Origin of the sequence: Pseudoalteromonas sp. KS88, assembly GCF_004766475.1 — a bacterium.
Taxonomy (GTDB): Bacteria; Pseudomonadota; Gammaproteobacteria; order Enterobacterales; family Alteromonadaceae; genus Pseudoalteromonas.
In genome coordinates this window covers 55534-81404 of sequence record NZ_PYHV01000021.1, presented here as the reverse complement: position 1 = coordinate 81404, position 25871 = coordinate 55534, and the positions used below count along the sequence as shown (strand labels likewise).

At 38.6% G+C, this 25871-nt stretch carries 19 protein-coding genes and 1 pseudogene; 6 read left to right on the top strand and 14 right to left on the bottom strand.

Annotated elements, in window-relative coordinates; genetic code table 11:
• Nucleotides 1–20: 20 nt before the first annotated feature.
• Nucleotides 21–1334 carry a hypothetical protein gene (locus C7Y70_RS14810; protein WP_135475504.1) on the bottom strand — a complete coding sequence of 438 codons (1314 nt, stop codon included), beginning with the start codon at nt 1332–1334 and terminating at the stop codon, nt 21–23.
• A gap of 338 nt (nt 1335–1672) precedes the next feature.
• Between C7Y70_RS14810 and C7Y70_RS14805 the strand changes: the two genes are divergently transcribed.
• Nucleotides 1673–3856: a response regulator gene (locus tag C7Y70_RS14805; protein ID WP_135475502.1), complete on the top strand. Its 2184-nt coding sequence runs from the start codon at nt 1673–1675 to the stop codon at nt 3854–3856.
• A gap of 107 nt (nt 3857–3963) precedes the next feature.
• On the opposite strand, the gene C7Y70_RS14800 is transcribed toward C7Y70_RS14805, so the two are convergent.
• The 4 genes from C7Y70_RS14800 to C7Y70_RS14785 all read right to left on the bottom strand — a co-directional run bounded on the left by C7Y70_RS14800 (nt 3964) and on the right by C7Y70_RS14785 (nt 9109).
• Nucleotides 3964–4707, bottom strand: coding sequence for a transporter substrate-binding domain-containing protein (locus tag C7Y70_RS14800; protein ID WP_135475501.1), 744 nt, complete (start codon nt 4705–4707; stop codon nt 3964–3966).
• A gap of 563 nt (nt 4708–5270) precedes the next feature.
• A complete protein-coding gene (locus C7Y70_RS14795) occupies nt 5271–5765 on the bottom strand; it encodes a hypothetical protein (protein ID WP_099296390.1) in 495 nt (164 codons plus the stop codon).
• Nucleotides 5766–5966: 201 nt separating this feature from the next.
• The gene (locus C7Y70_RS14790) at nt 5967–6953 is read right to left on the bottom strand and encodes a DNA topoisomerase IB (RefSeq protein ID WP_135475499.1); all 987 of its coding nucleotides are present in this window, start codon (nt 6951–6953) and stop codon (nt 5967–5969) included.
• A gap of 89 nt (nt 6954–7042) precedes the next feature.
• Entirely contained in the window at nt 7043–9109 is a 2067-nt protein-coding gene (locus tag C7Y70_RS14785; protein ID WP_135475497.1) for a catalase, read from the bottom strand.
• 519 nt (nt 9110–9628) lie between these two features.
• Between C7Y70_RS14785 and C7Y70_RS14780 the strand changes: the two genes are divergently transcribed.
• A complete protein-coding gene (locus tag C7Y70_RS14780) occupies nt 9629–12229 on the top strand; it encodes a cellulose-binding domain-containing protein (protein ID WP_135475495.1) in 2601 nt (866 codons plus the stop codon).
• A gap of 151 nt (nt 12230–12380) precedes the next feature.
• Here C7Y70_RS14780 and C7Y70_RS14775 read toward each other — a convergent pair whose 3' ends face one another.
• Entirely contained in the window at nt 12381–13817 is a 1437-nt protein-coding gene (locus C7Y70_RS14775) for a serine hydrolase domain-containing protein (protein WP_135475493.1), read from the bottom strand.
• Between the two features lie 242 nt (nt 13818–14059).
• Between C7Y70_RS14775 and C7Y70_RS14770 the strand changes: the two genes are divergently transcribed.
• Nucleotides 14060–16027: a winged helix-turn-helix domain-containing protein gene (locus tag C7Y70_RS14770; RefSeq protein ID WP_135475491.1), complete on the top strand. Its 1968-nt coding sequence runs from the start codon at nt 14060–14062 to the stop codon at nt 16025–16027.
• Nucleotides 16028–16043: 16 nt separating this feature from the next.
• On the opposite strand, the gene C7Y70_RS14765 is transcribed toward C7Y70_RS14770, so the two are convergent.
• From C7Y70_RS14765 to C7Y70_RS14755, 3 genes are all read right to left on the bottom strand, one after another.
• Nucleotides 16044–16847: a DUF1206 domain-containing protein gene (locus tag C7Y70_RS14765; protein ID WP_135475490.1), complete on the bottom strand. Its 804-nt coding sequence runs from the start codon at nt 16845–16847 to the stop codon at nt 16044–16046.
• Between the two features lie 329 nt (nt 16848–17176).
• Nucleotides 17177–18064 carry a hypothetical protein gene (locus C7Y70_RS14760; RefSeq protein ID WP_135475488.1) on the bottom strand — a complete coding sequence of 296 codons (888 nt, stop codon included), beginning with the start codon at nt 18062–18064 and terminating at the stop codon, nt 17177–17179.
• Complete coding sequence (locus C7Y70_RS14755) at nt 18061–18798, bottom strand: hypothetical protein (protein ID WP_135475486.1); 738 nt, start codon at nt 18796–18798, stop codon at nt 18061–18063. Before C7Y70_RS14755 ends, C7Y70_RS14760 begins: the two co-directional genes overlap by 4 nt.
• 463 nt (nt 18799–19261) lie before the next feature.
• Between C7Y70_RS14755 and C7Y70_RS20700 the strand changes: the two are divergent.
• Nucleotides 19262–19420, top strand: a pseudogene (locus C7Y70_RS20700) (MerR family transcriptional regulator); the annotation flags it as partial.
• 31 nt (nt 19421–19451) lie between these two features.
• Here C7Y70_RS20700 and C7Y70_RS14745 read toward each other — a convergent pair.
• Complete coding sequence (locus C7Y70_RS14745; RefSeq protein ID WP_135475482.1) at nt 19452–20108, bottom strand: response regulator transcription factor; 657 nt, start codon at nt 20106–20108, stop codon at nt 19452–19454.
• On the bottom strand, nt 20105–21244 hold the full coding sequence (locus C7Y70_RS14740) for a histidine kinase (protein ID WP_135475480.1): 1140 nt from the start codon (nt 21242–21244) through the stop codon (nt 20105–20107). Before C7Y70_RS14740 ends, C7Y70_RS14745 begins: the two co-directional genes overlap by 4 nt.
• A gap of 284 nt (nt 21245–21528) precedes the next feature.
• On the opposite strand from C7Y70_RS14740, the gene C7Y70_RS14735 reads away from it, so the two are divergent.
• Entirely contained in the window at nt 21529–21837 is a 309-nt protein-coding gene (locus C7Y70_RS14735) for a hypothetical protein (protein WP_099296401.1), read from the top strand.
• Between the two features lie 76 nt (nt 21838–21913).
• Here C7Y70_RS14735 and C7Y70_RS14730 read toward each other — a convergent pair whose 3' ends face one another.
• Both C7Y70_RS14730 and C7Y70_RS14725 read right to left on the bottom strand, forming a co-directional pair.
• Complete coding sequence (locus tag C7Y70_RS14730) at nt 21914–22501, bottom strand: ACP phosphodiesterase (protein ID WP_135475478.1); 588 nt, start codon at nt 22499–22501, stop codon at nt 21914–21916.
• A gap of 70 nt (nt 22502–22571) precedes the next feature.
• A complete protein-coding gene (locus C7Y70_RS14725; RefSeq protein ID WP_245321539.1) occupies nt 22572–23711 on the bottom strand; it encodes an AraC family transcriptional regulator in 1140 nt (379 codons plus the stop codon).
• A gap of 349 nt (nt 23712–24060) precedes the next feature.
• Here C7Y70_RS14725 and C7Y70_RS14720 point away from each other — a divergent pair, with 349 nt between their 5' ends.
• Nucleotides 24061–24729: a DUF2306 domain-containing protein gene (locus tag C7Y70_RS14720; protein WP_245321538.1), complete on the top strand. Its 669-nt coding sequence runs from the start codon at nt 24061–24063 to the stop codon at nt 24727–24729.
• A gap of 63 nt (nt 24730–24792) precedes the next feature.
• Here the strand turns inward: C7Y70_RS14720 and C7Y70_RS14715 are convergent, their stop codons facing one another.
• Complete coding sequence (locus C7Y70_RS14715; RefSeq protein WP_135475475.1) at nt 24793–25812, bottom strand: metal-dependent hydrolase; 1020 nt, start codon at nt 25810–25812, stop codon at nt 24793–24795.
• Nucleotides 25813–25871 lie beyond the last annotated feature (59 nt).

The following is a 25871-nucleotide window of genomic DNA, read 5'->3' as shown; positions in this document are numbered from 1 at the left end:
CAGTCTGGCCCTTTGGTTAATTAATAAAGATCGGCTCTCATAGTCAAATACACATAATTGCTAAATTCAGGCTGTGTTATATGCCCACCTTCGGCCATTCTTTCCAATAATGTACGATACGTTGCCGTATCAGTTGCATTGCCAGCATAACCGTATAAGTCTAAGTCCAATAAATCGAGGGTAACTGTTCCTTGTGGCTCAGGAAAAACATCACCAAACGACAAATCGGGTATCTCACCACTAATGTCGCCATGTAGGGTCCAGTCAAAACGAGTTTCCATCGCATCATCTACTAAAAAGCTGAATCCCCATCGAGCGCGGGCAAAACGCTCATCAGCATTGCTAAAGTCATAGCTAAGATCAGTATTATTAGCAAATTGTACCAAACTAGCAGCGAGCTCTTCAGTAATCAAAGGGAGTCTAGTATCTGTGTGACTACCGTCATCATTCACACGATCTCTTGCGTAACTAAAAAAATCGACTTCAACGTAATCAACATAGCTTGACTTTGAGTCAGCCTTTACTAAAAAGTTATGATCTGAAACTGATGGAAATACATGAAGAGGTTTAGAATTAAGTTCAGAGCTTGAGCGGATGAGTTGATATTGATGTTCTTGCGGTATATACGCGCGGGAACTAACATACTCAGGGTATTGATTTATGCTTGGATAAAAATCAACACCTTGGTGAATAAAATCAGACTCTTTTAGTTTAATGGTTTCAGAGCCTGTAGGTATATCTATGACAGCCGCTTTTACATCATAGTCTCTAAAAGATTCCGCTACTAAATAAACCTTCTGATCACTAGGGCAAACTCTAACAGTGTCGCCCAGGTAGCTACCAAAACTTGTTTTCAAATCATAATAATTAGCAATATTACCTAAGTCAGACTTATCTAATTGATAGGTCTGACAGTTACAGTCTTCAACATAATCTGTAAAGTAGAACTTGCCGAGATTAGTACGACCTTGAATACTGAGTTCACTTTGAATCTTAGTGTAGTCTTCAAAGTCTCTATCTTTCTCAGCTCCAACAATCGAAACATGCACAGTGCCAATAGGGATTTCATCAGAAAAATCCCCTTGTGCATTGGTTTTAGATGAGCCGAGGGGTTCCCCACTTTCATCATGAAAAACAATGTCAGCTTGGTAAGGAGACTCAGCGCCACACTGGTATGTATACGCACTTAAAGAAATAGTCTGTGCTTGAACAGTTGAACCTGTACTTGTTGCTTGAGAATTTGAATTAGTTGATTCACTGCCCGATGAGCCTCCACATGCGGTTAACGCAAAAGTAAGCGCAGAGACAATAGGTAAAAGAATAAATTGTTTCATATTAGTCCATTAAATTTATTGTTATTTCAGGTGCTTATTATCCAAATTTACGCTTAACCAATGCAAGTATAGCAGTCAGTAATTTGTATTAAATTGTAAACAGTACGGAGCAAGAGACTTCTAAAAGCGTGCTAGTATCGTTTAACAGCAGTCCTTTTTTCAAACATGCCAACTTTAAACTATACTCACTTTATTACTGGTAAAGACTCACATCTGCTAGTGACCAGCCGCGTATTTTATAAGTAAATAAAAAACAGCTTCCATTAAAGAATAGCTAATTAGGTGTTATTTCCATAGGATTACTAAATAGTTAAAACTGACAAACATAGAGCAATGTAATGATCAAAGCGCAAATACCTGAAGATGAAATTTCGAGGCTAAAAGACTTGTATGAATATGACATATTAGACACTGAAGCTGAAAAAGTATTTGATGACTTAACAAAACTTGCCGCTGATATTTGTGAAACTCCTATCTCGCTTATTAGTTTAGTTGATCCTACAAGGCAGTGGTTCAAGTCTAAATACGGTATTGAGGTGAATGAGACTGAACGAGATATCGCATTTTGTTCTCACGCTATTTTGCAAAAACAAATTTTTGAAATTCAAAATACGCTTATAGATAAACGCTTTCATGACAATCCCCTTGTAACAAACGAACCAAATATTCGCTTTTATGCTGGAGCTCCCCTATTAACACCAAGAGGCAATGCTATTGGTACATTGTGTGTTATTAGTGACGAGCCAAAAAAGCTAGACGAAAAACAAGTTAATGCCCTGACCATTTTGGGCAAAGAGGTTGTTACCCAGCTCGAACTTAAACTACACAATAAAAAGTTAGCTAATGCTCTTAAGAGTCAACAAGCACAAAACCAAGAACTAATAAAACTTAAAGAAGAAGCCGATGTTGCCAGCCATTTAAAGAGTAAGTTTTTAGCAAATATGACTCATGAGCTGAGGACCCCACTGCATGGGATTTTAAATTTAGCTGAATTTGGACTCGCTGAAACAACACTATCCGATAAGGACAGCTCGCTAACTAATATATTAAATTCTGCACGTTACTTATCGAACATAGTGAATGACATATTAGACTTTTCAAAAATTGAAGCTAATAAGCTAGAAATAGAACACATCAGTTTTGATCTTAAAGAAGTTGTTAATCATGTTGTTAAACCTCATTTGAAGCAGGCAACCAAAAAAGGAATAAAACTCAGTTTATTTATAGATCCCAAATCAGCCGCCACTTTACAAGGCGACCCTATCAGAATATCCCAAATTTTAAATAACTTATGCTCAAACGCCATTAAGTTTACCAAACAAGGGAAAGTAGAGGTTAATGTCAATGTAAAAGAGGTCGCCAAAAACTCACAAACCATAGAGTTTGAAGTTATTGATACCGGGGTGGGTATTGACGAGTCAGTGCAAAATAATTTATTTAAAGAGTTTCACCAAGCAGATGTATCAACGTCTAGGCAATATGGTGGGACTGGCCTTGGACTGACGATTTGTGTTCGCTTAAGTGAATTAATGAATGGCAAAATTCATTTTACAAGCACGAAAGGTAAAGGGTCTAGGTTCACTTATTTACAAACTTTTGATACTTCAAACTCTAGCAAAATCCAAAGCTCAAAAATGGCAGTGACCGACTTACAAGGCTGTCATGTTTTGGTTGCTGAAGATAATAAAGTGAATCAAATAATCGTTAGTAAAATGCTCAAAGCGCATAACGCCAATGTGATATTCACTGATAACGGCAAAGAATGCGTTGAGTATTTTAAAGCAAACCCTGTCGACCTGATCTTTATGGATATCCAAATGCCTGAAATGGATGGAATGCAGGCAACTAAAGCTATTAGAGCAACTCAGAATGGTCAATCTGTTCCAATCATCGCGATGACCGCAAATACGATGAAACAGGATATAGAGCACTATTTAGATATTGGTATGGATGGTTATTTGACCAAACCGTTTGATAAAACAAAGCTTAATCGCTTGTTGAACGTATACAACCCAAATAACCTTGATTTAAAAAATTTAGCCATAAAGATAAGCGACCCTAATACATCGCGAGATTGGAAACTAAAACAAATTTGCAAGGAGTTAAAAGCCCTCATCCCAAACTCAAACCGCATAAGCCTTTGGTTATTTAATAAAGATTACAAAGCCATTAATTGTTTGATTTGCCTCGATGAAAACAATCAAATCATTTGTGATACATCGCTTACAGCCAATGACTTCCCTGAATACTTTAATTACATTTTAAGAAACCAAGTGCTTGATGCCTCCGATGCCAGAAACAACGAAATTACCAAGCAGTTTAATCAATCATACTTTGAACCGTTTGATATTTATTCATTACTAGATTACATCTATTTAATTGACAATAAGCCTCTAGGCGTTATTTGCTGCGAAAGTGTGGGATCACAAGTCATATGGAGTCAAGAAGATAAAGAATGTTTAGTTAAGATTGCTGATATTACAAACTTATTCTTATCTCAGCAGATAAAACAAGTTAAATAATACCCATTTTAAAAACCTTGTTGAGCTCAAGAAACAGCTAAGCACATAGCAGCAATAATTAACCCCCTAAATAATAGGGGTTTAAAAAATTGATTTAATCAAAACGGTTATTGATAACTCAATACTTTTTGCTGCCATTTGCTGTCATGGTCAAGTGTAGTTACTAAGTCCTGCAAATGATGAAAAAGTAGCTCCTGATTTTTAGGCACTAATATCCGTCTATGGTATTTGTCATGGGGCTGGGCTGATAGGTGAAATACAGTTTCCTTAAGGGAGTCATGCAAAGAATACTCATACATGGAGCGTCCAATAATTGCCGCATCAATTCGCTTCTTGGTTAACATAGCTAGTAATGCTTCTTCATCAACAGTATCGATTCGATGCACCAATCCTTGCGCAACAACTTCGTTGATACCAGCATAATAAAATCCACGAACTCCTCCTAATGTCTTCCCAGTTAAAGAGTCTGCCGATTGATATTCAAAAGGCGACGATTTTAAAGAAACAACTTCATCTCTATCATCAAATACTTTACTAGTCCAAAGGTACTTTTGCTCAGCGCTATCTTTAAACCACTTAGGGTTTACACCCAGTAAAATACCATTCATTTCACTACGCTCGAGCATCACCTCAATACGCTTTCTTGGCACGTATACTAAATTAAATGTGTATTTGCTACTAAGACGGTTTAAATGTTGAGTAAATTCAAAATATAAACCTGCTTTTGTTTCAATATCGATAATTAATGGCGGTTGCAAATGATAAGCATACACCGTCACCTCTGCTTTACTTTGTTTAGCAAGCACTAAAGGGCTTAGTAATAATAATAATAAAAACCAATACTTTGTCATATAGGCCTTATGTTAAGAAAAATGCGTAATTTAAGTTTTCACAACTCAAATATAGCTCATGGTTTACAGTTTATCTTTAAATGTATGATGTGCTCTGTAATGATTGGCAAAAATAAAATAGATATTAATGCGTTACATAAGTGACTTTTATCTTGCACACCTGATCTAATTTAAAGGTGATTGATACAATCGTGAGATATAACTTCTTACAGGCAAGTAATTAGAGACCACAATTACATAAATGCTGATAGTGGCATTGATTAATAATGAGTCACAAGTTTGAATAAGCTTATATCAAGACTGTATATAAAAATGATCAAATTCAGCATCATCTAACGTCCCCTATGAAGCCTCTGTAATGGGTGGCAGTTTATATAGTTTTGAAAAGTATATGGCTCAACGTTTGTACCGATATTAAATTAACTATTACGTGGAAAAAAGCTATGAGCTTTTATTTAAGAGGAATTTTCACACACAAAACACAACCTAAAAGGGAGTGAAACACAGTTTCACTCCCACTAACTTAATAAGCTGAACTTAAGTTAATTATTTAAAATACTAATCTATGCTGAAGAAACATTGCTGGCGCCAGCATTATTGAGAATCTCTTCAATTGCGTTTTTGTTGTCACTGTCATATTTAACACCGATCAAAATTGAGCCTTTCTCAATAGCATCTTCATAGTACTTAATTTCATGCTCTGGGATAAACGCACCGATCGCTGCGCCTAGTGTGCCACCTACAGCCGCACCAGCACCACCAGCGGCAAAAGCAGCCACTAAAGGACCAGCAACAACTAGACCTGCACCACCAGTAGCAACAGTACCTACCGCTGTTAAACCACCCACAACAGCAGCAAGAATACCACCTGATGCAGCACCTACAATTCCGCCTTCAGCAGCTTTTGTCCCTTCATCAACAGCAAAATCTTCCTTTGCATATGAGTCGTTTGCTACGATACTAATATCAGACTCACTGATACCTAATGCCTCAAGTCTATAAATCGCAAGTGTAGCCTGTGAAACATTATCAAATAACCCAGTAATAACAGTACTCATAATAACTCCTTTATTTGTTTAAGAAAGTACCCTTAAGACTAAGCAACATCCAGACCACAAATAAAACCATTAGAATCAACAACTTAAAACCATACGAATGCTCTATTCTTTTATTTAAACGTAAAAATTGCCAAAAGTTGTAAAATGTTCACATTCATTTAAGTGGTTAGTTTAATTGAAATACTCGTTATTTTTTGCATATCATCCACATTGGTCTTCTAAAAACACCAGCAACCCACGTTCGTAACGACTCAAGTATTTGGTTTTACGGGGTAGTTTACCCAAGTTATTAAAGTCCTTTAAGGCCTCATTTTCTCCTTTACAGAGCTCAATCAACTTTGGATGAATATATGAATTACGAGCTATTGTCGGAGTATTGCCTAAATTGCTTGAAACGCTATCTAACATATCTTTAAGCGAGACCTTGGCGTTTGACTTGTGCAAGGCTTCAAATGCCAAAACACTGGCCCGCCATGTTCTAAAATGCTTTGCACTAAACTGCTCGCCCATCACACTTTGAATAAATTCATTCACCTCCTTGGAGGTAACATCACAACACTCCCCTTCATCAATATATTGAAATAAGCTCTGTCCAGGCAAGTCTTGCAACTGCTGTATGATAGAGCTAAGCACCTTATCTGTTATGTTCACTTCTCTTTGTTTGCCAGATTTTGCTTTATACTTTAAACGAATATTTTTACCCGTTAGTTTTGCATGCCGACTACGTAACGTCGTAGCACCAAAGCTATTGTTCTGTTTGGCATTTTTTTTAGAACCAACGCGCAGAGCTCCAAGGTCCATTAAACGCACAACAGCTGCGATTGTACGCTGGCAATCAAGCTCATTACCTTGCAAATATTCCGATAGTTTTGCCCTTAATAAAGGCAGTTTATTACCAAATAAAACACATGCTTCAAACTTTTTAAGCTCTTGCTGCTCTCTAAACTCGGGATGATAAAAGTATTGCTTACGGCCTTTACTATCGTAGCCTGTAGCTAAGATATGGCCATTTTCCTCAGGACATAGCCATACATCTTTGTATGCGGGGGGAAACGCAAGACCATCTAACCGCTCTATTTCATCTTTATCGTGTATTTTTTTTCCTGCTGGATCGTAATAAATCCATTGTTTTGCATGCCTCTTACGGGTTATGCCCGGCAAGTTATCATCGACATAAATTAATTTCATTTTTAATCCTTTAAAAGCAATCTTTTCATATATTCATACGCTCCAATAAACAAAAAAGGCCAGTAAAACTGGCCTTTAACTAATTGGAATTATCTTTTCCAATATCTAAGTTGACGAATTGTCGCTATAAATTTATCTGATGATATTTTGCCTAAATCTAACCAACCATCATCACATTGTCCTTTTAAGCCTGAAGCGCCAATCAAAGAAGCAGCTTCACCAGTAAAGCCAATGTACTTCATATGCGCATGCGCATCGCTGACAAAATCTTTCGCTTCTGGAATTTCAGCCAATTGCTTAGCACCCGCTGGCGTAGTTAGCACAACCACTGCATCATACAACACAGAAGGACCACCATTAATCACCTGATCTGCATCAACATGTTCTCCATCGCTGCTTTTAGCCCCCCCCACTTGAGCAGCAATCACTTCGTAATTCGCTCCTTCGCTTGCCAGGCTTTTTGTTAAATCAGCAAAAATTTTCGCATCAAACCCTTCACTCACTAATATGCCCAGCTTTCTACCATTAAATGTATTAGGCGCATTCTTTAAAATACTCAATGCATCAGATAAAGGTAAGTCTTGGCGAGTTTCTCTTGCAGCTTCTGCTGGCTCTGGCATGTTTTGTAAGCCCAGCCCTTTACCAACCTGCTCAGCCAAATTGTCATCAATATTTAGTAAGTGGGATACCATACGTTCTCTAATATGCAAATGCTCTACTTTAGATAACTCAAAGACTAACGCATCTTGAATATGCGTTTGTTCAACGTCAGTTTGACTTAAGTAGAATTGGCGCGCTTGGCTATAGTGATCACTAAATGTCTCTGAACGATAGCGTAGTTTACTACCTTGTACTTCTGAATCTGAGCTTTTAAAGCCGTGAACCGGGCACTCTCTGGGGTTACTCTCATCGCCGCTCCAAGAGTTTGGCTCATAATTTACTCGACCTTTAGGGTTCTGCATTGCCATATGCCCGTCTTGTAAAAAGTGTCGCATTGGGCATTTAGGGGCATTAACAGGAATTTGAGTGAAATTAGGACCGCCTAAGCGCTTAGTTTGGGTATCTAGGTAAGAAAAATTACGTCCTTGCAATAATGGATCAGCCGTAAAGTCGAGGCCAGGCACTATATTCTGTGTGCAAAATGCAACTTGTTCAGTTTCTGCAAAAAAGTTATCAACGACTCTATTAAGCACCATTTTGCCGATGATTTTAACAGGCACTTGTTCTTCAGGTATCAGTTTTGTGGCATCAAAAACATCAAACTCGAATTCGTCGGCAAATTTTTGATCAAATATTTGCACACCTAATTCCCACTCAGGGTAATCACCTTGATTTATTGACTCCCACATATCACGGCGATGAAAATCAGGGTCGGCACCATTTAGTTTAAGTGCTTCATTCCACACAACTGATTGCATACCGCCTTTTGGCTTCCAATGAAACTTAACAAACGTTTCTTCGCCTTTGGCATTAATAAATTTAAAAGTGTGTACTCCAAACCCTTCCATAAATCTAAGTGAGCGCGGAATAGTTCTATCTGACATTGCCCACATAACCATGTTCATTGACTCTGGCGATAAGCTCACAAAGTCCCAGAAGTTGTCATGGGCTGTTTGCGCTTGCGGGAAACCGCGATCAGGCTCTGCTTTTGCGCTGTGAATTAGATCAGGGAACTTCATAGCGTCTTGAATGAAAAACACTGGGATATTATTACCTACCAGATCCCAATTGCCCTCTTGCGTATAAAACTTAACGGCAAAACCTCGCACATCGCGTGCTAGATCAGGAGACCCCTTATTACCTGCGACTGTTGAAAAGCGTGCGAAAACAGGCGTTTTTTCACCTTTTCGCTGAAATACATCAGCAGAAGTTAAATCATCCAAAGCATCGTACGTTTCAAAATAGCCATGTGCACCATAACCTCTTGCGTGCACAACTCGTTCAGGAATTCGCTCGTGGTCAAAGTGAAACAGCTTTTCGCGTAATACATGATCTTCTAATAACCCTGGACCACGCTTACCTGCTTTTAGTGAATTTTGATTATCACTAATAGGGCAACCCTGGGCTGTCGTCATTATCGGGTGATCCTCATCAGCTTTTTGATGAAGTTCTCCTGCGTGACCTTTATTATTTGCATACTTAAATGACTCTGCCATAAATTTTCTTCCTTAAATGATTTTTTTAATTGCTGTATTATTTATAAGTTTATAAGCGGCATTTAATAAGCAAAAACAAGACCATTTAAAAAGTCATATTTATCAGTAACTAAGAATCTTTAGTTTCCATAAAGGTACAATCAATGGCAAAAAGTTACACGCTGGATGTAAGCTTTTCTTTATATAAAAAGTAAACTTATTTTGGAGTGGCCAAACCAAGTCATATTAAATTACTTTCACAATTATCTCAGTCGTATTGTCCTTATCAAAAAATAGGAACACTTCGTTGTAAATAAAATTTTTTCCTTTTTAGGTAAAAAAATAAACACGTTGCTTGATATTAATCCTTAATTATCAACACTGTGATAAATAACAAACCTATATACTTATATTTTTAGTGTAAATTTTACCCAATACACCTTTGACAGCGCTGTCAGGCATGTGTTAGGTTTTAATTAAATGTTAATAAAACATTAACAGAGCGTCACGCCATATTAATTAAAGGTAAGGAATGTAAAAATGAAAAGTATATCTATTGGGTTTAAGCCTAGTAAGACTTTTATTGCGGTATCACTCGCTACTAGCGCCATATTTGCAAACAACGCGCTTGGTGCAAGTTGCGATAACATCAACACCTATCCAAACTTTCCTCAGGTTGATTGGCAAGGCAACCCCAGCCATGCCAGTGGCGGTGATTTGATGCAACACGAAGGAAGTGCTTACAAAGCCAAATGGTATACAAGCTCAATCCCAGGAAGTGATAATACTTGGCAGTTTGAACACTCTTGTGGCAATGTAACTGACCCCACAGATCCAACTGACCCAACTGATCCAACAATACCTACTGAACCATCCGATCCCAAGCTTGGCGTTTTATGTAAGGATTATACACTGTGGTCTCAAGGCGATGTAGCCAAGGCTGGTGATGTCTTCGTCAATGATGAATATATAGCTTACGCAGCTAAGTGGGAAACCTCTTCACGTCCCGGCAGTGATGACACTTGGGTTTGGGAGGTAAATTGTGATGGCACAGCACAAGGTACAGCACCACTGCTATCATTACCTAATGCAAGCGATCCGGTTAACTTAGAGATGCCAGGCTGGCCAAGTGACTTTGTGGTTGCAAGCCCCTCTTCCGCTGCCCCAGCCCAGACCACAGCAAGCGTTATTAATAGCGCTGATTTAACCGATATCACTAAATTAACCAATGACTTTGTTGCACTCATCCAACTGGCAGCACAAGCAGGCACTTCATCCGTTATTTTACAAAGCAATGTGCTCGATAACATTACCCAAGATAAAGGCGTATCATTAGGTGCTATTAGTGTTAAACAGGCATTAACTGATGCACTTGCAACAACAAATACCAGCAGTATTAATGTAGCTGACATTGAGGCTTTAAGTGATGACGCTGCAGGCTGGGCACAAGCTCAAAACTTGATTATGAGTAGTTTAGCGCCCAATGCTACATTTGGTTGGTCATTAAGTATTGGTACCTTTGCCTATGATACCCATTCAGGTAAACGCTCTGTTTGGGACGCGGCTTCAAAAGCAACAGCCGATCTTCTCGATACCCTCTCACTTTACAAAGGCACTACAAAAGCTGACTTTATTGCCTTTACTAAATCAAGCAGCTCTGCAAGCTTAACCAACGATCAATGGCATAACGCCCTTGAATACGTAAAACAAGTAACCGATTTTGTACAAGCCCCAGCGCTACTTTCATCAGTACCAACAGCGCAAGCGACGACTTACTTTATGGGTAACACTTTAGGCGAAAGCAATATTCGCAAAGCCGCGCACAGTAATATCTTTGCTATCTTATTTGATACTGGCAGCACTGATTTAACAGATAAAATAGCGCGTTATCAAAATAGCCCTGTTCCTCTTTATTACATAGGAACACCTGCAAATGTCACATCTTTAACCAGTATTGCATCATTAAATAATGACTTAACGAATGCTGAAACAGTGATGGACAGTGAAGTATTTTTATATGAAACACCTAATTCAACTTGGGTTCCTTCCACTATTTATAAATGGGCTGATTTTTTAACGGGCTTAAACTCAATGCATAACGTGGGGGTTGCTGGCGAGAAGTTTTGGTTAATAGATGAAACCAAAGATGATGCAACTAATGCTCTATACGCTAAAGTCGCTATTGCTGCCTTTTTATCTCAAAGTATGCAAGAAACCATACGCTTTGATGCCTGTGATGAAAACAACTGGTCTGAAGTAAAATACGGCGCAGCCGTTGACTACCCAATGACAGCAAGCTGCGGTCAATTAGGTCAAAAATATGCTGACTATGGCACACACCCGGTAACAGGAAACGACCACCCATATTCGTGCCCGCGAGATGACAAAATGGAGCAAACAGCGACCACGCATGCTAAATGGTATGGTGCTCCAGCGCCCATATTTGTAGCTCCTGATGCTGTACTGGAAGAGCAAGGATTATTAGTTAACGGTAAAGTAGGCCGTTGGACCAACGCTGGTCACTGTAATACGGTACCTACGGCAATTGATACATCAAAACAAGTTTACGAACGCGAAGAGTGCAAGCAATATGTTGGTCAAAAAGCTGGTAGTTTTATTTGGGATGGTAGTGATCAAAGTGTCCAAGGCTGTGGCTGGTGGGGCCGTGGGGTTATTCAAACTACAGGTCGACAAAACTTCGGAACACTAAATCACTTTGTTGGTCGCTCACATGTTGACCCTGATACCATTGGCACAACGGTTGACGGTGTTACTGTTGCAGCCGCTCCAGATAGCCCGCTATATGCTGACTTAGATTTATGTTCAAATCCAGGGCTTGTATGTAGCTCTGAGGAACATAAAGAGATTAAATGGATTGCCGGTCTATTCTTTTGGGTAAACTCAGTACAAGCTTACAATAATGAAGGTGGCCCTTATGCCGATTGGAACTATTATACCGAGCTTAAAAAGTATGTTGATGGTGGCCTTCAGGGAACGGCGTTTGTTGATGCGGTATCAGGCATAGTAAACCGTGGTTGCCCAGACGATCATTGCCCTGTAAGTGGCGAAGTACACGCGATTGAAGAACGCCGCGCTAACTTTAAACTAGTACTACAAAAACTAGGGTTAAATCCACTGTAGTAAAACGCCAAAGTAATACAGTTAGGTATTAAAAATATGCCTGTTGATGACCTATCAGCAGGCATATTTGTATCTACTGTTATTGCTATAACAGCATTGCATCATACGAACTTATATAATTGTAATCATCGTATTGAGCTGAGAGTACCAACTAAAGCTGTTTCATCAGGCTATTAGTCGCAAGCACTATTGGCTCAGCCGCATCGGCACTATTGCCTAAAACAGCGAGTATATAGCCCTTATCACGATAAATATTAAGCTGTGCACTCATGCCTAAATGCGCGCCATTATGCCCTATAATTTGATTACCCTTATCGCCTCTGACCGAAAAGCCATAACCATAACGAGGTGAATGAAGCTCTGGTTTTGCAGACGTAGCTTGAGAAGTTAACTCAGCATTTAATAACTGATGATTAATTAATGAAAGCGCAAATCTATGCAAATCACCAACAGTTGAGTACCCGCCACCAGCAGGCCCTCCTTTGACTGCTTGCTTCATCAAATTCTCTGTAATGGCGTTGGTTTCAAACGAATACCAATAATTTCTTGCCGTATTTTTAATTGGCACGTCTAAATCAAAACTGCCACTATCAGTCATACCCGCTTTTTGATAAATATGCTGTTGAATAAAAGCGTAATAATCTTGCTTTGAAACAGACTCAATAACATGGCCCAGCATACGCATGCCGGTACTACTGTATTGCCACTGACTACCAGGCTTAAAATTTAATGGGGTATTTTTATATAAGGGCAGTGAATCTTGCAATGAACGGATTTGTGATTGCTTAGCTTCAAAACCGGCAATGTCACCCAAACCTGAGGTATGCGTCAATAATTGCTCTATAGTGATAGAGTCAAAGTCGCCCACTCCAAAATAATTTCTATCCATGTATTGAGTAAGCTTATCATCAAGCGAGAGTTTATTAGCTTCAATCAGTTGCATAATCCCCACACTAGTGAACATTTTATTCATAGATCCAATTTGAAATTTAGTTGTGAGGTTATTTTTTACATCATAGCGCCTTGATGCCAAACCATAGGCTTTTGTGAATAACACCATATCATCTTTAGCAAATAACACTGTGCCCGAAAACACCCCGTTTTTAGCCAGCTTTTCTGTTAATTTTTGAATCGCTTGAGTTACTTTTAATTCAGTTACACTTTCATCAGCTAGTTCAAATGTTTCATTCAGCGAGAGATACCAATTGGTAATTTTATGATGTTGATTAAATGAAATGACTGAATCATAATTAAGCCCTGTCGCGTTAGAATGAACATGACTAGTGACCCTAAGTATTTGGCCTTGCTGATCGTGTTTTATACTCTCTAATTTCAGTTCCTTATGTAAGTTGGCCATATTCGTTATGTAACCTATATAACGTTCACGGCCAGTCCCCTGCCAACGGTTAAGGCTTTGTTGTGCAAAGTGTTCATCAACATACTTAGTGATAGTCTCAACATCATTGCTGTTAAATACAGTTAAGAACTCTTCGACTACTATGGAGGGATTTAATTGAGATTCATCAGGCTGCTTTGCAGCAACAGAGTATGGTAATACCAAGAGTAATATTATTTGCATCAGTCGCATATTAACGTGTTCCTTTTTTCATTATTTGTTTATTATAAAAACAGAATTAGCTGGCTGACTTTGATAACGTTTAATTCAGCAGTAAGCGATGAATTAGTGCTTAAAAAACACTTAAGAAAACATTAAGGTGTAAAATAATCAATAATAACAATAAAATAGGTGAAAACTTTAACACCCAATTACTCTTTGATGTTTTCTATATTAACGAGGCACAGGTAAATCCAACCTCAGGGGAAGTCTCTGTGCATGGTCGTACACAGCTGCTAGAACCTAAAGTAATGACAATGCTTGCTGTTTTGTGTGAACACGCAAACAGCATAATCTCTGCCGAAGAGTTATTTAAGCGAGTATGGCCTGACTCTATTTACAGCCCTAACTCGGTAAGACGTAATATTGCATTACTGCGAAAAGCATTGTGTGATGACGATAAAGAGTTAATAAAAACACACCCTAAACGTGGTTATAGTTTGCAAGCAATAATCTCTTCACCAAGTAACCCAGCCAACGCCAAAGTTTACACAAAACCTAAAGTGAACAGCCATAAAGTAGCTCTCTATGTCACCGTTCTTTGTACCTTAATCTTTTTAGTCATTACTTGGGTTACTTGGCAAAGCACGCCAGCATCACAGCAGACTTTAAATAATCTAAAGCCAATTACCGCAAGTAAAGCAATTGAGCATTACATGCGCGTTAGTCCAAATAATACTCACATGGCAATTATAAGAAGTAAGTCACACCAAGGCACAAATAAGCATATTTACATTAAGGATTTAAAGCGTAAAAAAACATGGAAAATTACGAAAGAAGCACAAAACTACACATACCTAGCATGGCGCAACGCTAGTTCATTAGTCTATTCAGCATCACACGATAGTACTATTGAGTTTGGGCAAATATTATTAGATGCCGACTTACAACCGACACAGCAAACATCACTTATTACACGTGATGACATAAGCTGGAATAGCCCATTTTTTATAGATAAAAAACAACAACTATTTTACCTCGCAAATATTAACGCCTCTGAACATAGCCGCAATGTAACGCTTTACCAGCACGATCTTATTTCAGGTGAGGTGCGCAAACTTCTCACTCCAAATGATACGTTTAAACCATATAAAATTAGTTTATCACCACAACAAAATAAACTTGCAGTCATTGGCTTTAATACAGATTCAATCTCTGTGGTTAAAACTTTTGACATTAAAACAACACAATTTGAGATGATAAAAGCGCTTGACCATAATTGGTACTTTTTAACTTGGCAGCAAGACCAACAATCGCTCTTACTCAGTAATGGAAAAGACTTGTCTAAACTTGATGTTAGCGGTGACTGGCAACCAATTTCATACAACAATTTTCATTTTGTGCAATATATCCAAGCGGTTGCAGACAAGCTGTACTTTCTAGAAAGGCGAGTTGATGAAGACTTATACCTTGCAAACAGACGTGACGTTTCAGATATAAAAACCATTTCAGATTCAAATAGTGTAGATACAAGCGCTGCTGTATCACCAAATGAAAAAATGGTTAGCTATATATCCAGTAAAAACGGTATTCCACAGTTACTTTTAAAAGAGCTTGATTCAAATAATGAATCTATTATTTTTGACAATCACACACAAGAACTCGCACTTGCGCCTCCTGTATGGCTCAGTAACACACACCTTATAAGTGCAATTAATAATCGCCCCTTTGTAATAAGCATGCTAGATAATAGCGTAAATATAAAATGGTTAGACAACCTACTCGGCATTCCTCTCATAGCGCTAGAAAACGATGATACATTTATGTATGTTGATAAATCAGCTCAAGGAGATTGGCTTTACACATACAACCTAATCACCTCACAAAAAAAACCATTGCAAGAACAGCTAAATGCTCGCCAATTATTTAGAAATGAACAGCAGCAGTTAATCGCAGCTTCCAACAGTACAATTGAAAATATTAGTACCAAAACAAAACTAGTTACAGTACCAGAGGCAAAGTTGCGTGTATTTCCTAGCAAAGACGGTATTTACTATCGCAGTTTTAAAAACAACAAATATCAACTTGGGTTTTACGGCTATAAAAGTGAAGGATTAAAGCCTCAACACGAGTTAGCTACACTTTGCGAGCAAATTTGTGACCAGCTACAGGCTGTTACCGACAGCTATTATCTACTTTCAAAAAAAGTCACTCAGGCAGATATAGTGTCACTTGATATTTAGTAAAAAAATTATTCTCTTACTGTTTTTTAGTCACTCTATAACGTCCTTCAAACCCGCAGAATACACCAAAGGCAAACATGCAAATGCCTACAGCTGCTAATAGGTAAGGGCCAAAAGGCTTATTTAAAATAATCATCAACGCATCACTTAGTCCTCCCGCTTGAGAAGGGTCATGCTCTATAGCGGCTATCGTTATAAAGCCACCAATAATAACATACACAATAGCTCTACCAGTGAAGCCTATTCGACCTGATAAATATATCGCTCGGCGTTGTTTATCAGATAACTGTGTACGGTCAAACTTAGCTATAAAATCTTGTTTTATGGCGTGTTTTAGTTGAATGCCAGCAAAAACAATAATAATTGCTCCAACCCCAGCAATCAGATACACACCAAACGGGTGTTGAAGCAATTGGGCAACCAATGTTTGGCTGCTTTGACTTTGCTCAGTGCTATTGTAAAGCACGTTAAAAGCAGTATAAGCAACAGAGACATAAAGTAACGCCGAAATAAAATAAAAAATACGTGTAGTTAGCTCCATTGGTTTGTGTTTATCAAGGTCTTCGGGATTTAACAAAAACTGAACCAAGCGCCAAATGACGTAGCAAGCTAAGCCAACAAGCACCAAAAAAAGAATTATTGAGCCAAACATAGAGGAATCAATTTTTTCAAAAATATCTTTTTTTGATATATTTTCTACACTACCTGCATACAATGCAGCATAGACAATCATGCCGCCAAGCAAACTGTATACAACACTTTTAGCGCAATAACCTGCACGTGCGATGTAAGTCACCATATTTTTATATTCATTACTCATTTTCAGCTCACTATGTAAAGTCACTCTAGTGAATGAGCAATAAGCAAGCCAAAGGAAAGTTCTCTACTCCACTTTCAATAAAGTCTCTTTTAAAGGATTTTTTCCTATTAAAAGCAATGCATTAAAAACAAAAAACCACCTTATCAGTTTAGCGTTAAGCTTTTTTACTAACCATAGCAATCAAGCTAGAGCCTATTCTTGGTAAAAAAGAACGTAACTTTGCAGTTTTTACAAATAATCACCAACATGAAGTAGCAGAAAAGTTGGCTATTCCTGTTAAGGTTAATAGCTAAAGAATAAGCATGTTTTTCAAGCAGCTTCTGCAATACTCATTTAAATTTAAATGATGTTTGAGCTAATCGCTTAATTAATTGTTTATCTACAGTAGCACTAGCAAGCAAACGGTATTTATTAGCAGCATCAATATCATTAGCCAGCATGTATAACTGCGATAAACGATAATGAGCCCAACTCAAACTAGGAAGTGATTCATTTAATTCACTTTTACTATATTCAGTTAATGATTTTATACCTAGTTGAATATACTTTTTACTGAACACCGCATTACGGCCAATTTGATACAAAATATTAAGTCGTAAAGAGGCCCTTTTTTTACGGTTCTCCAGAGCACTCATAAACTGCTGGTGAGCTTTATCAAACTGTTTAACATGCTGAAAAAGTAACCCTAGCTCATACGCAATAGCGGCTGTTTTTTTCGCACTCTGTTGATACTTCAATAGCTTTACTGTCAAAGCTGAATCATCGAGTGTGCGTTTATAAAAATCTAGCTCTGCTAATACGCCTTGTTCTTGATCACGTAATTTAATTGCTTTTACTTGTTCAAGGGCAAGTGTTTCACTGCCACCAGCAATTGCGGGTGCACCAAGGTAAAAGCTAATCAACCCCTTTTTATATGTAATATTTTCAGGCGCTAAAGCAACCGCTTTTTTCATACATTCAAGGGACTTTTGGGCGTAACTTAAAGCTTTAAAAAATGCTTCTCCTGCTTGCCTGCCCATGATTCTGCCACAATAAAAATGAGTTAAATGATTTTGTGGATACTCCTTTATTAACTCACTTATTAATGCTTCAGCGGCATCTAAGTCACTATCAATCATCGCAATTGCTTGTGCATTTAATGTATCTACTTTCTCACTCGCGTTCACTGATAAACAAAATAGTGCTAATAAAAACATAACCTGCATTATTTTTTTCATTTATTTAACCCTTTAGTGTCATTGGCGTATTTGCGAGAAAGAACAGAGATAAATATAACCCCCACTAGTCCAGGTGCGACCCAAAACATAATTTGCATAAACCCTGTTGAAGTAAAAATATGCCTTCCACCAAATGCAATAAATGCGGTGTACGCAGCAATACCTGAGCCGATATATCCGCCCAAGTGCTCAACCAACCAATCGGTTTTTTTTATGTGTCGCTTAAAGGTAAAATGTAAATTGGTAATAGAAATAAACAAACCTAACGGGCCAAATACCAACATTAATATGTGCCCTGTCGCAATACCAAACCATAAAATAAGTGCTCCACTCACTAACAAAGCAAACGTTATAAATAGCTGGAATGGTCCTTTGATACTTTGCTGATTTACTTTTGCTTTGAGCACAAGTTTGCCATAGCGAACAGACACCAGGGTCAACAACGATAAATGAAAAAGTAGCAACGCAAAACGTACAATCCCCTCACGCACCATGGCCTTATTTTCACTATTTACAAAAGCCTCAGGTTTTACCCACTCAGGAATGGCAATCGATAATAACGCCATCGCCATACCGGTGATAACCACCCCGTACATGGATAAGGTATACCAGTTACCAAACTTTTTATGCCGTGGTGAGCCTTTTTTACTATAAGCAGGAAACCAAAATAAAAATAAGGCGCACATTCCTACGCTAATATGCCCAGCCAACATAATCTTAAAAATAATGTCCATAATTTATAACCTCAAATAAAGTGTTGATTTGAAGTATCTAGAAATACGCCTTGTAATAAGAGTGCCAAAAGTCACTTTTTTGATTAGGGTCCGGTTATCTTTCAAGGTTAAATTTACAGCAGTCTGTTTGGTATTTAGTGTGGTGTGGTTATTCTCCATAAATAGGCGATAACGCAGCATCAATGCCAAACAGGCGCTGCCCTTGGGTTCTGCCTAGGGGCGATTTACTCATTGTTGCCTACATGGATGGTGGTAAGGGGCGTGAGCAGAACGCGCAAGCTTTGCTCGGTTTTGACTTAGCTCACTAGGTTACAAACCTCGCGCCGCGATTAAACAGACCTTAAGCTCTTGAAATAGATTAACTTCATATTATGATCGCAAAAAAATTGCACAGCCCAGCTTGACCTGTCTAATGCTTTATAGTTTACATTAACTATCGCATTTTAAATGTATGAGGTTTTATGTGTATCGTATATCGGAGTTAGCGAAATTAGTTGGCTTATCAAGAACGGCTTTGCTTTATTACGAAAAACTCAACTTAATCTCAGCAAAGAGATTAGAAAATGGCTGTCGAGTTTATAGCGAAAGAGATGCACAGCAGGTACGCCTAATCCAGCAGCTTAGTTGTCATTCAACGTTAGCAGCATTTACTGTTATTTTATTAATCCTACTTCTATCGCCTTTAACACCGCTCGAGTACGATCTCTAACACCTAATTTTGCAAGAATAGTAGAGACATAGTTTTTAACCGTCCCTTCAGATTTGTACACCGCAGCCGAAATTTCGCGATTGCTACACCCAGCGGCCATAAAGCGCAGTATTTCTAATTCTTTGGCACTGAATTCAGGCAGCTCAACTATACTTTCAAATTGGCTGTCACTGGCACTTAACTGTTTTACCACACGTTCAGAAATTGCTGGCTGTATTAACGTTTCGCCCTTATGAACACACTCTATCGCATCTACCAAGGTCTCTAATGACACATCTTTAAGTAAATAACCCTTTGCGCCTGCTTGCAGCGCGCTAACAACGAGCTCATGGTCATTAAACGTTGTTAACATAATCACTGGCGGCTGCGGTTTATCAAGCACCGTTTGATTTAACGCTTGCAACGTATCAATTCCCGACATGGCAGGCATGCGTATATCCATCAGTACAACGTCAGGTTGTTTTTCTTGAATTAACCATATTGCTTGCTCACCATCAGACGCTTCAGCTACCACATCAATGGCTTCAGAGAGCATTAATAAGCTTTTGATCCCTGAGCGAACCAACATTTGATCATCAACAATCATTACTTTAATTTTCATTGTGGCTCCACCAGCGTGATCTGTGTTACAAAACCAGTTTTAGTATGTTGAAACTGCACACAGCCACCTAAATCGTTAACACGCTCTTCAATACCTTTGAGGCCGTGTCCTTTTTGCACAGGCTCGATGGTTTTAGAGTGAGCATTATCAACAATCGTTAAATGAATAACATGCTCTGCATGTGTTATATCTATTTTCAGCTCAGTAGCATGACTATGTTTTAGTGTGTTAGTGATGCTCTCTTGCGTACAGCGAAGCAAGGCGTCAGCAACCCTAACATCATTAATAACGGCTTCATCCACAATATTAAGTTTAACTTTTAACTGCGGTACATTATTAATAAGTGCCTGTAATGCTTGTTTAATTTCTATCGCTGATCTGTCTCGAATCTCTGAAACAGCCTCTCTCACATCGCTCAATAACAGCTTAGCCAAACTATGACATTGCTTAATATTTTCATGCACAGCTCCTTCAGACGTTCGTTGCGCTACTTGTAAATTAATCGTCAAAGCGGTTAAGTGGTGCCCTAATAAGTCATGAATATTACGGGCAATGCGAGTTCGCTCAGCTTGCTTGGTAGCCTCACTTAACAGCGTTTGTGTGGCTAATAACTCTCGGTTTAATGCCTCAGACTTCTCACGAGCAAGGCTTTCGTTTCGTGTGGTATTCATAACCACTAATGCAAATAAATTAAACGTCCAAAATAACAAACCGGTCAACAGGCTATCGTCTTTGCCCCAGTTAAAGGTAAAAATAAGAAAAAGTGGCACTAAACATAATAACGATAAGCATACAGCGTATCTCAAACGCATAAAGTAAGGCAGTTGGGCACACCAAATGGTGCTTAATATCGCTATGTAGGTATAGGGTACAACCGTCGCTACTATCAACAGTACACCATATTGAATTGTTAAAAGCCCTTGCTTGAGTCCTTCATTTAAGCGTGTCTTATAGTTCGCGTTAGCAATCAAAAAGCAGCCGATAAACACTAAAAAACACAGAGTTACTATTATTAAGTCAGGTGCAGGATAATCATTTGACTTAACCATCAACCATACCGCTGAACCGCTCACCACAGCCCACGCAATAATCGCAGTAAAACTTTCTATAGAAATGAGGCGTTTTATTTCAGTCATTTAACTTAGTCCGTTAATAAATACATCTTCAGTGGCTTCTTAAACTTAGTCTACAGTAGGCATGCCTAAAATATTAAGCGCTTTTATAAAGAATCTGGTTTGGCTGGTATAAAAACAAACAGTGAGGCGTCACCAATCTATCGATGCCTTCATCTTCGTTGTGTTCATTAACCTAAAGTGGGAAATGCTGGGTTATTGAATATGTATGGTTGTTGCTTGCTTAAAAGCTTGAGTATAATACACCACTGCAAGCGTATTTAGCTTACCTAATTTGGAACACCACCATGAAAAAACTATCGAAAGTACAATTAAAACAACAAGCACTTGTACTTGATGTTGCTGATAAAATAGAAGCACAAGGGCGTGCTGATATACCGGGTATGCTGCAGTGCTGGTTTGATGTTGAGTACCACTTATTTCCTGGTTCGTTACTTATGTGTTTCCAGTTTGAAGATGAACAGGCACTAGCTGCCGCTGAGCCTGACCTTCTAAAATGGCAAAAACGTTTAAGTGGCGCCATGTTAAAAAAAGGCGTAATTTTAAAAGACATGCGCAAGCATTTGGTATTTACCCTCAAAGGGCCTGATGATTAATTTATTAAGCAACGAGAAACAGGATACGATCTTCGAAATTTGCGCCTCGCCCCCAACTCTCGTAACGGCTGAAAGCTTAGAGCTCTTCAAGAGCTCGTTGATTTACATGCTCAATCAACTCGGGAAAAAATACCAGAAAAACGGCGTCTAATTGCGTGTAATAACGTGCTATGTCCTCTACCGCACCAGTAAACTGATTAGTAAAACGAATTCGCGCAGCAATATTATCAAGCGCTAGGCCCACCCCATCGATAGTTTCGTACTCTTTAAACCAATCGTTTTCTATTATGCTAGTTACTACGCGCTGCATTCGCGCTGGCATAACCTGTATACGTTTACCCAAAAGTCCATAACTGGTTTGCTTAAAGTCAGTGAGTGGTTGATGATTAAAGCTATGCCAATGCTTAATTAAAAAGTGGTCAAACAACACATCAACCGCGACCCCAGCAAAACGCTTGCGATGTGGTGAAAAATATTGTTTAGCCTCTTTTACAAGTGAGTGCGAATCAGTGAATTTGTCGACTAAATAATGGTTATCTAGCGCATTTTTAACAGTTGCGGGTATCTGTGTTAATTGCCGTTGGCCACCAAAATCTCCCAGTAAATTCCCAAAATGTGAGTCGGCAGTCGGCTTTGCTAGATACAGGTGAGCTAAATAATTCAAGGCACTCTCAAAACAGTTAATTCAACACATATTATACTTTAATGTATGCCACGAAGAATAAAAAAAGCATCTACTCAACCAATCCTGTCAGGGTATGACTTTGATAGTCACTATTTTGTTTTCGATATTCATTAGGGATACCGCCCACAATGCTTTTAAACACCCGATTAAACGTAGCGAGTGAAGAAAAACCGCTCTCAAGTGCAATACTCAAAATACTCCACTCCTTAGCTTGCTCACTAACTAATAATGCCTTTGCATAGTTCACACGGTATTGGTTAACAAACAAATTAAAGTTAGCCACCTTATAATGATATCGGATAGCCCGACTAATTTTATACTCAGGCATATGAAGTGCTTGTGCAAAATCTGCAATTTTAAGATTTGTTTGTAAGAATAACTGCTGCTCGTTCATAAGTTTAGAAATGCCTGCTACCAACTCGGGGGGGATTTGCTCTTGTTGATTACTATCACTGGGGGCCTTTACTTCATCACTATCAAAACCAACCTCATTCTCATCATTTTGAAGTGGCGTTTGCTTGATTGAGTTGCTTGTTTGAAGAGTCATGACCGTGTGCATTGCAAATACAATTAACAGCGCAGAAGAGGTGGTAATTAGCGGATTATATAGCGCAATTTCCGCAGGGCTAAATATAAATACAGGTAATATACTGGCATTAACAACCGCTAAAAAGTACGCACTAGCAAAAATCACCGACTGCACTTTTTGAGCGTGTGTTTTACTATTGAAACCTCTCAGCGATTCCCAAAAAGAAAGCACTAAAATGCACGATGAAAGTAAACCTGTTATTTCATTTATGCCTTGTTTTAATCGCCACATTATATGGCTAGCAGAGAGTGGCTGCGGGTCAAGACTAACCAAATAATGCCATGTTTGATTAAACATGAGCAAAACAGCAATGCCACCAGCAACTGCCACATGCCTGCGTGAAATAGGGTTATGCTCACGAAATAATGCTCGTGAAATTAACCACGAAACATTACACGTTGCGCAAGTAAACAGGCCAATAAAGTACTGATACTCCCCCAAGCTTGGAGCACTAATTTTTTGCGCCCCTACCATACACAGCGAGCCACAAAATATGACAAATAAATAGTGAACTAGCTGCTTATCTTTTTTAAGTGCATTTAAAAGCATTAAGCTAATACAAACAAAAATTAGCAGAAAATAAGGAGACGTATTTTGCATTACAGTGCGCTTTTAACCTGACATATAAACTTGCCTAGTTCACATAGTACAAAGTAACTTTTCAGTTAGCAAAAAGACTTTGTTAGAGAATGTGTCTATAGAAGTTAATTAATGCATGTATCATTACTCAAATTTCAAATTTGATAAGAAACCGCCCTGCAAGCCCTTTATATTTACGTTATTCGTTTTATGAAGAAAAAAGAAAATACACATGTATAAAATCAAACTTAACCCAAATTCACTGCTTAATAGCAGTAAAAAAATATGGTTTACCTGCCTGCTCATGGCACAGACCTGCTTTGTTATATACCTCACATTAGGGTACGGGCTCACGGGCGCCACTAGCGGAATGTCTGATTGGAATCGCCTAAATAGCACGGCTTATGTTGCTAACGATGAAACAGGAAACTTCATGTATGCGGCACATGTATTATTAGCCATCGTAATGATTATAGGTGGCAGCTTACAATTAATCCCGGCTATGCGAAAAAAACACCCTCGCTTTCATCGTTATAACGGTCGTATTTTTGTGTTGCTTGCCTGTACCATTTCATTGGCCGGCATATACCTGATGCTAGCCAGAGGAACTGTTGGCAACACCTTGATGCATGGGTTAACGATATTTGGCGGTTGCGTGGTCATTTTATCAAGTATATTAGCTGTAATAGCTGCCAGAAAACGTAATATTGGTCTTCATAAAAGATGGGCAATACGCTTATACCTTGCAGCAAATGGGGTTTTATTTTTTCGCTTGATGATTTTTGCTTGGTTCTTATTATTTGGAACTTTGGGAGTCGATCCCACCACGTTTACCGGCCCAGCTGTGTTAGCTGTAAGCATTTGCTCTTATGTGCTCCCTTTACTTATTGCTGAGCTGGTAAGGTACGCTGAAGGTACAACGAATAAAGTTATTACAATCGCCACCGCAAGCTTAATGGTGATGATAGCCATTATTTTTCTAGTCGGTTTATTTGGGGTCGTATTAGCCAACTGGTTCCCGGCGATAGTTAACTTATAGACATACTACCCGCTATTTAAAAGGGGGACTTTTCTGATTAACGTCCAATCAAAAGCCACGTTTTTAATCAGTGGCTTTAGCTGATAAATCAACACTAGGATCTGTAATGCGCGAAAAAATTAGTTCGAGCTTATCTAGCGGAAGTCGGTTATTCAGTTTTTGAAAGCCCCCAGTCTCCCATTGTTGGTTGCTTTTCTGTGCAACCACAAACGAGAATACGTAATAGCCCTCTTGGCCCATTCGTAAATCACTAAGAATTACGCGCCCATCTTGTGTATAAACACCATAAAGTCCCTTAGTAAAATTTTGCAGTAACGTAATGGGCTTGGTTTTATTAAGCTCAGAGAGTAACGCGTTATCACTAGAGTAAAAATCTATATCAACCTTTTCTGTTGTATCAAATACCGATGCATAAATCTCATAATGACCTTGCTCAGTTACAGCGACAGCCCGCCAAAGTAGCGTATTTAAAGCTGTAGGCGTGCTTTCATAATGGGTAAACTCAATTTTTTTATTGCCCAGCGCATGATGGATTTTATTATCTACATGCCATTTAGCTACCATCCCCCAAGCTAAGTAAATTGAACTAAGTATCAGTGCACTTGTATTTATTCGCTGAGCAAACGGCTTTTCGTGCAAGAAGCACAATAGAATAAAGGATAATAAAAGCGGCAGTGTATACAGGGGATCAATAATAAAAATACTTGATATTCCAAACGGGTGGGTCGAAAGCGGCCATAACAACTGAGTGCCATAAATAGTAAAACTATCAAGTAGCGAGTGAGTACTTAGTACTAAGAATAAAGCCACTGTCCAGCGTTTCATCGACACACACCGTGCCCAACTCATTTTCAATAGTAGCCACGCAAAGAGTGGACTTACCAACAACTGTATGAAAAACGAATGGCTAAAACTGCGGTGATATACAAAGTTCTCAATGTCACCACCAAAGTTGATCAGCACATCCAAATCAGGCACAGTGCCAAATACCGCTCCAACGAGTAACGACTTTCGGCCGAGTTTATTACCCAGCGTCGCGTAAGCAACACCACTGCCTAAAACGATTTGTGTCAGTGAATCCAAAAAGATCTCCTTCGCGAATTTTTTATATCCTAACATTCTACTGTTTGATATTCATTTAC